The sequence below is a fragment of the Paenibacillus sp. P4_E11 genome (assembly GCF_056401635.1).
Map to the genome: position 1 here is coordinate 1 of NZ_JBFUIX010000139.1, position 9,417 is coordinate 9,417.

13 protein-coding genes are annotated in these 9,417 nt (G+C 46.9%); all 13 read left to right on the plus strand.

Annotated elements, in window-relative coordinates; all coding sequences use genetic code 11:
* Positions 1 to 369: 369 nt before the first annotated feature.
* Positions 370 to 624, plus strand: coding sequence for a hypothetical protein (locus AC1DWB_RS29035; protein WP_477544584.1), 255 nt, complete (start codon positions 370 to 372; stop codon positions 622 to 624).
* Between the two features lie 105 nt (positions 625 to 729).
* Complete coding sequence (locus AC1DWB_RS29040) at positions 730 to 945, plus strand: DNA-binding protein (RefSeq protein ID WP_477544585.1); 216 nt, start codon at positions 730 to 732, stop codon at positions 943 to 945.
* A complete protein-coding gene (locus tag AC1DWB_RS29045; RefSeq protein ID WP_477544586.1) occupies positions 942 to 1,322 on the plus strand; it encodes a hypothetical protein in 381 nt (126 codons plus the stop codon). Before AC1DWB_RS29040 ends, AC1DWB_RS29045 begins: the two co-directional genes overlap by 4 nt.
* Positions 1,323 to 1,325: 3 nt before the next feature.
* Positions 1,326 to 1,805 (plus strand): hypothetical protein, encoded by a 480-nt coding sequence (locus tag AC1DWB_RS29050; protein ID WP_477544587.1) that lies wholly within the window; start codon positions 1,326 to 1,328, stop codon positions 1,803 to 1,805.
* Between the two features lie 28 nt (positions 1,806 to 1,833).
* Positions 1,834 to 2,205, plus strand: coding sequence for a hypothetical protein (locus AC1DWB_RS29055; protein ID WP_477544588.1), 372 nt, complete (start codon positions 1,834 to 1,836; stop codon positions 2,203 to 2,205).
* A gap of 386 nt (positions 2,206 to 2,591) precedes the next feature.
* Positions 2,592 to 2,861: a hypothetical protein gene (locus tag AC1DWB_RS29060; RefSeq protein ID WP_477544589.1), complete on the plus strand. Its 270-nt coding sequence runs from the start codon at positions 2,592 to 2,594 to the stop codon at positions 2,859 to 2,861.
* An 18-nt stretch (positions 2,862 to 2,879) separates the two neighbouring features.
* On the plus strand, positions 2,880 to 3,104 hold the full coding sequence (locus AC1DWB_RS29065) for a hypothetical protein (RefSeq protein ID WP_477544590.1): 225 nt from the start codon (positions 2,880 to 2,882) through the stop codon (positions 3,102 to 3,104).
* Positions 3,105 to 3,109: 5 nt separating this feature from the next.
* Positions 3,110 to 3,295 (plus strand): hypothetical protein, encoded by a 186-nt coding sequence (locus tag AC1DWB_RS29070; RefSeq protein WP_477544591.1) that lies wholly within the window; start codon positions 3,110 to 3,112, stop codon positions 3,293 to 3,295.
* Between the two features lie 6 nt (positions 3,296 to 3,301).
* Positions 3,302 to 3,511, plus strand: a complete 210-nt coding sequence (locus AC1DWB_RS29075) for a hypothetical protein (RefSeq protein ID WP_477544592.1) — start codon at positions 3,302 to 3,304, stop codon at positions 3,509 to 3,511.
* Positions 3,512 to 3,957: 446 nt separating this feature from the next.
* Entirely contained in the window at positions 3,958 to 5,235 is a 1,278-nt protein-coding gene (locus AC1DWB_RS29080; RefSeq protein ID WP_477544593.1) for a phage major capsid protein, read from the plus strand.
* Between the two features lie 72 nt (positions 5,236 to 5,307).
* Entirely contained in the window at positions 5,308 to 8,028 is a 2,721-nt protein-coding gene (locus AC1DWB_RS29085) for a hypothetical protein (RefSeq protein WP_477544594.1), read from the plus strand.
* A 176-nt stretch (positions 8,029 to 8,204) separates the two neighbouring features.
* Positions 8,205 to 8,744: a sigma factor-like helix-turn-helix DNA-binding protein gene (locus AC1DWB_RS29090; RefSeq protein WP_477544595.1), complete on the plus strand. Its 540-nt coding sequence runs from the start codon at positions 8,205 to 8,207 to the stop codon at positions 8,742 to 8,744.
* 335 nt (positions 8,745 to 9,079) lie between these two features.
* A partial coding sequence (locus AC1DWB_RS29095; protein WP_477544596.1) for a hypothetical protein occupies positions 9,080 to 9,417 on the plus strand: 338 nt, incomplete at its 3' end.

Here is a 9,417-nt window from a genome sequence, read left to right on the forward strand (position 1 = left end):
CGAGGCAGGAGGGTCAACCCACAGCAAAATAAACCCGAATTCAAGTTCGGATATGATCCTTGAAAACTAAATAGGAGGAGCATAACCATGCAATACTTCGGCATCCGAATCGATCAGAAGCTCTATTTTCGAACACTGACGGGAAATTTAATCGAGTTGCGGCTGCTGGCTGCACAATGTTGAATCTCCATAATGTGGAGAAATGTGTGTATTGCAAGCCACCTTATTAATCAAAATCGGTTTTGACGAGTTTTAGGCGGTTTCGATAGGCATTTGATACTTAACAATGCAAATACACTCTTACCGCATTTCAATACCCCCTGACCTTCTTAAGACCGCTCAAAACCAGCGAGGAAAGGAGATGAGCAAATGAAAGTCCAAATCGAAGCGAATTTGTATCTCGAATCCGATCCACATAATTTCATTCTAAAAGAGTATACGTTGCGAAAGGATGGAGTAAGCGAAGGGAAGCCAATCATTCACGGGTATTTCTCAAATGTACAGTCTGCATTACAAAAAGTGATCAAAATGAAAATCAAGCAATCGACCGCCAAGACGTTGCAGGAGTTGGCTGCGGACATTAGACGGATTGAGGAGTACATTCGCACTAACATATCTGTTTAATCTCTTCATGCCTGCTTCACACCACTTAAAACCGCTTCAACGCAGTTGGTAAAAGAAAGGTATTGGAAAGATGGGGAATCACAAACGAAGCGAGGTGAATTACCAATGGAACGATCAGATTATCCTATCGTGCTTCAGGTCAAGCACATACAGTCCATACTTGGATTCAGCAAATCCACCACATACGAAGTAATTAGAGAGACGGGTTTCCCCCTCCTCTTGATCAATGGCCGAAAGATCGCTTACCGCGATGCTTTCTTCGAATGGCTAGATAGCAAGCAAGCGGAAACTAGAGATCAAAAACAGGAGGTCAGAGCATGAACGGATTAACTCCAGAGCAAGCAACGCGCTTCCTTCTCTTGGCTGGCAGAACAGCTCAACAGAAGAGCGATCCTTACCTCGATCTTATACGGAAACTGCGCACCGACTTGGATGCGCTCGAGGCAGCCACTTATAAAATGTTCGATGAGTTGAACACCGATTTCCGGAACGAGCTATTCAAGCTACATGGCGTACCTGAGGACGATCAGATCAGGGACAAGCTTCATGACAACCTGAGCGCGTTTTACTTCGGGCAGAATCCGGATATTGAGTTTGAGGTTTGCATGGCGAAATTTCAAGAGTGGTCGGATGCTCGGAGAAAGCTGAATTGTGACTGGTCGGATGCGATCAAGAAGGATCCTGAAGGTGAACAATAACGCATGAACAAACAAGAAACGTTAAAGATTCTATTGACAATTGCAGCGGCATATCAGAACAGCTTTACAGCCTCGGTTGAAGTAGTAGAGCTGTGGCGTACACATATGAAAAACATTCCCTTTGAGTTAGCCCAGGGGCGGCTTCACAAACATATTACATCTGATCGATATCCGCCAACAATCGCAGATATCGTTAGTCACAGTCCTAAAGCTAGCAGTACCTTAGTACGCGGGTTGTTGAGAGTTTGCCGGGAAATCGGGACTATCACAAAGGGGATGGAAACTGTTGGAATTATTCCGGATTCGATCAATCGCGTTCACGACCAAATTACGGACATAATCTGGAGTTTATACAACATCACTCTTACCTCGGACCAGTGTAACGATAATTTTATGACAGTCATCATTGATTACAGCAACGGAGAGTTCGAGATCGATGAATGTTTAGATTATTTAGCACAATTTGCAGCAAGTGCCGGCTGATTGTTGAGCAAAAGAGGTGGGTGGTGAGGTGGGCCGTAAGAAAAAGGATTACGGGTTTAAACCATGGCAAAAAGCAATTGGAGCAGAAGATAAGGGATTCATCCGGTATCACTACTCGTTTATGGATACTAGGCTTTACTGGGGCATGAAACCGAAGTCACGAGATGTGTATCAGATCATGTTACGTAAATACAATGGCAGTAACGACAATAAACTCGATTTCCCTTATGCCGCTGTTGGCGGAATCATGTCAGAGCCAACGTTTTACAGTTGCATTGAAGAACTGATAGCAAACGGCTACATCGAATATGTCGAGCACAACAAACACACAAGGAAATCGAATTCGTATCGATTTAGTGAGAAATGGCGGGAAAAAGTAACAAAGGCTATGACCTACTAAAATTGTACAAGGCTAAATATTTTTAAGTCTAACACTTAAAAAATTTAAGTCAAAAGCGTAATTTCATGCTTGTTGAAGTAGTTTTGACTAAAAAAAATTACGTCAAAAAATGTAGTCGGAATTATCTCGAATCCCCTTCTGTACATGGCTTTAATCGGCAGTTGATATGTGAAATTGGAATAGTAAGCTTTGACTCAATTTTTTTAAGTCCTTTATATATAGCCATACTAGAGCACAGATAGAATGGCTTTGATTCGCGCTTTCGATCTGGAGGTGAGTGTTATGCATAATGAATTCCGGCCAACCCCACATTGGCTGCGACTTAATCAAAAAAAGCAACATATACCTGTTAATCAGCCAAAACATGCTCAAAAAGGAGGCTGCACATGGCACAACTCAAGCAGTACACGATCAAGTACCTCGACACGGAGATCTCATTCACTACCGATCACACGAAGCCCTCATCTCTCGTAGGCGTTCTACGAGCTCTGTTCAGAGAAGCACGTAAAAAATCGACTGATTGTGACGACTTCATGAATGCTGCTGTCAAAGCGCATGAGTTGAGCAAGCTTCCTAAATCCAAGGCTGTACTGTTCGATGAGAAAGAGGACTTCCATTTCTTTGAACGGCTGATGCAGCAAACCCCTAACCAGTGAGAAGGGAGGGAGTCCAATATGACAACCTTCAGCAAACGAGCTATTTGGAACGCCGTTAACAGTCCGGAACATGGTGATAGATTGGTGCAGATTGCCCAAGAGCATACCCGTCTGGCCAGAGAGATTAGCGACAACATGAGAGGATTTGAGCGTTCGCCCGACAATGCCCAAAAGCTTCGACGTATTGATGAACTCCGAAAGGAACGCGAGGAGATCCTGCAGCTGTATGAGGAGGGGAGGTGAGGCCATTGCACTCTGCAAGCAAACCTGTTAGCAGTAACCAAGGAGACCGGCTCGTGGAGATTAACCTGGAGCATTATCGATTGGATCGGCAGCTGAGTGATTTGCAGAAATTAGGATTGAAGCAAGCGTCAGCCATTCTCGATCGGATGTTCCAACTACGTGCGGAACGTAAACACATACTGAGAGGATGATTAGCCTTGGGGAAAACAATTGATCTTCATGATCTTATAATCCAGATGGAAAAGGAAGCCTATTTTATCAATGCTTTGGTGGATCTCCTAGCATCGAGAGGATATGACGTAAAGGATCTGCAGCTACTAGAAAGCTACGTAGCAGAATGCGATAAAAAACAAAACGCCCTCACTACTGACATAGTGGAAGGCGATCAACCGGAATTTATCTCATAAATCTATATTACCATTATATCTGGGCAGGCAGCAAGAGAGAACATGTATTCGAGGGCACCCCCCCGGTCCGAAAATCGAAGGGGGCCTGGCAAAGACCGTGTGCCCTCATTCAGAGAATACGCAGGTCGCACGCATGACCCCCCTACCCATTATCAGGGGATATGAAAGGCGGTGGTGTTCAAGTATATTACGGTTTTTCGCACTACTTGATGCAATTTCCGAACTAATGACAACGGATCTCTCGATCATGGATTTGATCGTTAAAGATACAAGCAGCGAACACGTCATCCTCTTCTTTGCCACTGGATAGTGGTCTTTGGGGCGCTACAGGACTGTAGCAGACGCTGGAAGGACTGTAAACCCGATTGACGCTGTACGTTCCTACCTCCGGCGTATTGTATCGATCGGCGCTTCACAATTTCAAATACAAGGAGAATGATCCGAGCATGAGTATTTTAGACAAGTACACCAAGGCACCTGCAGAGAATGAACGATTGGTGCAGATCAAGAACCGAACCAAAGAAATACGTGCACTACTTCAAAGTGATGAACAACTAGGAACGGACAAGCTCGATACAATCGAGGCGGAGCTCCGAGCACTTGAGACTGAAAAAGAAGAGATCGAAGTGCGCGAACGTCGGAATGCTACAGCTTACGGCATCAACAACGGAACCATTCAAACAAGGAAAATTGATGAATTTATCCCAGGAGGTAATAGACAAATGACAAACGAGGCGGGTATTACTATAGAACAAATGGAACAAAGAGGGGCTAACCTAAGAGACCGCAAAACTGTAACATTTGGCCTTGACGAGCTCACCGAATTCCGTGCGGTTACTATCGGGAGCGGCAAGCTTGTTGTGCCGACACACACTTCCAACTCGCTGAACCCGGCGTTTAACGAAGTCAGTAGCATTGTTGATGTCGTTAATGCGATCCCTCTGATTGGGGGCGAGTCTTACAAGAAAGGGTTTATCGTCGGCAATGGCGAAGGCGGGTATACAACTGAAACAGCAGACTATGCAGATGCAGATCCTGTTACGGATTTCGTGACCATCGGCAAAGCCAAAATCACGGCATATTCCGAGATTACAGACGAGGCATACAAACTTCCGGAAGTCATGTACCAAGACATGGTTAGGAAAGGAATTGAAATCGCACTCCGGAAGAAAGTCGCCAAGCAAGCTATTATTGGCGCCGGAGGAACTAACGAGATCACCGGTATATTCCATGCACCAGCAAACGTCATTCCCACTGCTTCAGATGTATCCATTGCAGCTATTGACGAAAATACGCTGGATAAGCTTGTATTCGGCTATGGTGGGAGCGAAGATGTAGAGGGTGGCGCTTATCTGTTCCTTAACAAAACAGATCTGGCTGCGTTCAATTCGATGCGTGATGCAAATGGATCTAAAAAGCTATACAAAATTACTATCGACCAAAATGGCAACACAGGCACAATTTCCAGCGACGAAAGCTTCAGCGTTCGCTACATTATCAATAGCGCTTGCCCTGCACTGTCTGATACCGGTACAGCCACCGGCACGTACTGCATGGCCTATGGGAAACCGCAGTCTTTCGAGATGCCTCTGTTCTCTGATGTGACTGTGGAAGAGTCCCGCGACTTTAAATTCAAGTCTGGCCAGATCTGCTACCGTGGTAGCGTATGGGTGGGTGGTAACGTAGCCTCATACAAAGGATTTATTCGCGTAAAGAAAGCCTAAGAGAATTGCCCATGGCGGCGTTGCTTACTGCTTAACGGTAAAGCAACGCCGCTTATTTAATTTTGAAGGAAGGTGATTATCATTGCAGTCGTCAAAAATTTAATGATCCGTATCGGGGCCGATTTTTCTGCGGCTAAGAAGGGGATGCAAGCTGCTAGTAGTGAATTGACTCGCTTTAAGCGCGATACAACCCGCACAACCAACGCAATTAGTGGTAAGCAGGGGCTCGGTGGGATCGGGAAGGATTTTAAAAGCCTCGGATCCACGGTGACGTCCTCCCTCTCTCAGATAAAGGGGTCTAAGGGAGTCGCGGGGGTCGCCTCTAGCTTGATGGCTTTACGTCCGGCAGCAGGAGCCGCAGCAGCCGGATTACGTGGTCTAGGTGCCGCTGCTGCTGGTGCAAGTGCAGCGCTTGGACCTGTCGGCATCGGTATCGCAGTAGTAACCGCAGCGGCGGCGTTGGCCACTGTGGGCATTTACAAGGCATCGCAGACGGCGGTAAAGTTTGAGGCCGATTTGGGGCGTTTGAATATGCAACTCAAGGGCGGCGCTAAGGATTTTATGGCCTGGTCGCGAGCACAGGGGCTGGCGAAATCAACATCAGCGGAGCTCGGCTCCACATACTCGGTGCTACTCTCCTCATTTATAAAGGACAACAAGCAGCTGCAAGACTCGACCAAGCAAATTGTATCAGCGACTCGAGTAGTCGCATCGGCGACTGGGCGAACAATTGAGGACACATTGGAGCGGATGCGATCCGGCTTGCTTGGTAATACCGAGGCAATTGAGGACCTTGGCATATTTGTCGGGGTTTCGATGATTGAGTCAACCAAAGCGTTTAAGCAGTTCGCCGGGAATAAGAGCTGGGATCAGCTCGATTTCCGTGTGCAGCAGCAGATCAGACTGGCCGCTATCTTAGAGCAGACATATGCTCGTTACGGGAGTAGCCTGCAGAATAATGTAATGACCAAGCAGACTGCTTTGATGGAGCAGTTAAAGGATGTAAAGCTTAATCTCTCGCAGGCGTTCCTACCGATTTGGGATTCGGTCTTACCGGCACTTACTGCATTGACAACTGATGTAGCAAAAGTGACCGAAATAATTGCTCGATTCATCTACAGGGTCAAGGGATGGGACTACGATGCATTAACCAAGGGTACTGATAAGCAAACGGATTCGGTTAACAACCAAGGAAACGCCTATGACGATCTAGGTAAGTCAGCGAAGAAAGCCCGTGGGGAACTAGCGGCCTTTGACCAACTTAACTTGATAGGGGAGGCTTCTGATAAAGGTAGCGGCGGGGGCGGAGGCACTCCGGGACCTGGTGGAAGCACACCTCCTGGTACAGATCCTAGCGGGATCAAGCTTCCAGACATACCACCTCTGCCCAGACTCCAGTTAAAGTTCGATCCGCCTACACCTCCTGATGCGGGTGCAGGTGCCGCTGCGACAGCTGTCACAGGTACAGTGAATAGTCTGATTTCCGATACCAAGGAAAAGACTGCTGGAATGTGGCGGGACCTGCAGGGCCAAACGGAAGTAGGATCAATTGGTGTCACGGGTGCTTGGAGTACGTTGTGGATGACTCTCCAAGCTCAGACGGCAGCGGGTAGCGTTCAAGTGCTCACACAGACCGATGGCATGTACAACACAATTATGCAGAACAGCGCAACATCTACGTCACTGGTAGGAAGCGATTGGAAGACAATGCTTGAGGGGATGGCCAATAATCTCCTCATATACCGACCGAATATTGAAACTGAGTGGAGCAAACTCAAGACCTCTACTGAGTCGATCAAGCAGCCACTTGACGCCACGAAGGAGAACTGGCACGGTACGCTCGATTATATGCAGGGCCAGCTTAACGCCTATCGTCCGTATCTGGAGTGGGGATGGTACTTAACCGGTCAGTCTGTAGCCGGCATTCAGCCTATGCTCGAAGGGACGCGGGCAACTTGGGATAGTACGTTGTCGGATATGAATAGCTCTGCAGCTACTAATACAAATAGCATTGTCCAGAGTATTAATAGCGTTAGTCGTGCATGGGAGAGCATGCAGCGGACGCTGGGGTCCCAGGCCCTTGCGCAGCAACCGATGCCGCAGCCAATCCAGCAGCCCGCATATGTGCCTTCTGGGGAACTTGCGACAGATATCCCGATTACAGACTTGCCGGTGCAAGGTTTGCCTGGCAGGGATATCCCCGTGATTGGTGAAATCCTACGTGGACTAGATTCTGCTGGAAACTTCGTGGAAGATTCAGGAATTGGAAATCTCCTTCGTTCAGTCATTGCAGCTCCAGGATCGTCCTTGAGTGGCATCGGATCAGCTGCGAGTGGTGCTGCTGGTAGTATGCTGAACTCGCTGAAAGGTCTTTTAAAAAGCCCGGGCGAGATTGCCGGATCATTGACAAAACTCAAGCTCGAAAATGTGATCGGAGAAATCATGAAACGCCGGATCACTCCTAACAGAGTTAGAGACATAATGGACAACGTTTCCGCCTTCGCATCTGGTGGCCTCGTCTATGGCCCGACGCTGGCGATGGTCGGCGACAATAGAGGCGCTTCTTCCGATCCGGAAGTTATCGCTCCGCTGTCTAAACTTGAAGACATCATGGGCAACGGAGGCGGAAGCGATAACCAAGTTCTAGTGAACGCGATACAACGTGTCGAACAAGCCGTGAAAGAAATAAAGCATATCCAGGCCGTGATCGGCCGCGATGCTGTCGGACGTGCGAGCGTAGGCTATATCAACGAAGAGAACAGGCGCGGTAATAATCCGTTACTGGGGATATAATTGGAAATCGCGGTCAATTCATCCGCTCCTCATAATAATTTTAAAATGTAAACTAGATTTTTGCTTAAGCCCCGTATTATTGCGGGGCTTTCTTATCGAATAAAAAAGAACACATGTTCGGAAATTCTGCCGAATCCACTAACACGCCACTCCACAAAAAGAGGAGATGTATCTTTATGTCAGCCAGCTGGACCAACGATATACGCGAGCTGAAGCTATCCTACCGAAACACTTATTGGAACCTACGTAGATCCCTTAAGAGAGCTCAGGCGGTGAATAGGGATGACCATGGGCAGCTCGTAGAACATCCGGACGTGAAGGTGTTGAAACAAGCAATATCCGATATCAACTATTCGATCCAGTGGATGCACACAGGACGCAGGCCGGGAAATAAACGTGGCGTAGAGCGGAGAGCTGGATACCAACGCGAGAAGCTGATGGATCCTGTTCGGATGCAGGCGTTTGTATCGCAGAGTAGTGCCGGCAGTGCATCTAATCTATCGGAGTATGAGAGGCACTTGATAGAGGATGCATTGTCGCGCCTAAGCACGCAGGAGCGTGCCTGCTACGAGATGGTTCACGGGCAGGCTTACACCTTGGCTTATACCGCTAAGACGCTTGGGATAGAGAGGGGATCGGTTGAATCTTATGTTAAGCGTGCTCATAAGAAGATATCAGCTGATGTGAATTGCAAACTGGTAATGGTGTGTGAATAGTGTACAAGGTCCTGGTTCGCAGCTGATGCGAACTGGGTCTTTTTTTTGATGGATTGATTGGAAACGAGTGTATTATTGGGCGAGTATCGCAAATCGTGACAATAGGGTCGTTGAAGATGAAGGCACCATAGACCGCGCTCAAGCTCGATACAGCCGTGCCGGGCGTTGATTATTATCAATCAATACCAAACCATTGGATAGTCGATATTTGATATTGGGAGTTTGTTTGGTCTGGTTGTTAATGGGATAGCAATCTTCTCAATATTATCCTGATTGCATTGCAGGGAAATGTTACCTTTTTGTAGAAAGATCTATTTATCTGGGGGAGGGTTGGAATGGATTTAGACAAATTTGAGATTCGTATAAGAAACTGGCTTATTATCTGTTTCTTTCTGATTGCCGACATAGTATTTTTGATGCTACTATTTGATAATGTATTGCTACCTAACTTGAAATTCATTAAATGGCCAGGATCATGGGATTTTTTGGGCTTTTGTGGAGCAATTATTGGAGGCTTTTTAACACTTTTTGGTGTTCGACAGACAATAAAGGCTCAGAATAGAAAAGATGTTTTAGACAGGTATCCAGAGAAATTGTTACTCAGTGATGATGCGTACAGAATCCTGACCCCATTCGTCGAATCACTATCTGCATTTGTCAGAGTTAAGAATGT

Bases quoted from the DNA above. Each gene is read 5' to 3' on its own strand.
- AC1DWB_RS29035 (WP_477544584.1), top strand. From the start codon at position 370: ATGAAAGTCCAAATCGAAGCGAATTTGTATCTCGAATCCGATCCACAT.
- AC1DWB_RS29040 (WP_477544585.1), top strand. From the start codon at position 730: ATGGAACGATCAGATTATCCTATCGTGCTTCAGGTCAAGCACATACAG.
- AC1DWB_RS29045 (WP_477544586.1), top strand. From the start codon at position 942: ATGAACGGATTAACTCCAGAGCAAGCAACGCGCTTCCTTCTCTTGGCT.
- AC1DWB_RS29050 (WP_477544587.1), top strand. From the start codon at position 1,326: ATGAACAAACAAGAAACGTTAAAGATTCTATTGACAATTGCAGCGGCA.
- AC1DWB_RS29060 (WP_477544589.1), top strand. From the start codon at position 2,592: ATGGCACAACTCAAGCAGTACACGATCAAGTACCTCGACACGGAGATC.
- AC1DWB_RS29065 (WP_477544590.1), top strand. From the start codon at position 2,880: ATGACAACCTTCAGCAAACGAGCTATTTGGAACGCCGTTAACAGTCCG.
- AC1DWB_RS29080 (WP_477544593.1), top strand. From the start codon at position 3,958: ATGAGTATTTTAGACAAGTACACCAAGGCACCTGCAGAGAATGAACGA.
- AC1DWB_RS29090 (WP_477544595.1), top strand. From the start codon at position 8,205: ATGTCAGCCAGCTGGACCAACGATATACGCGAGCTGAAGCTATCCTAC.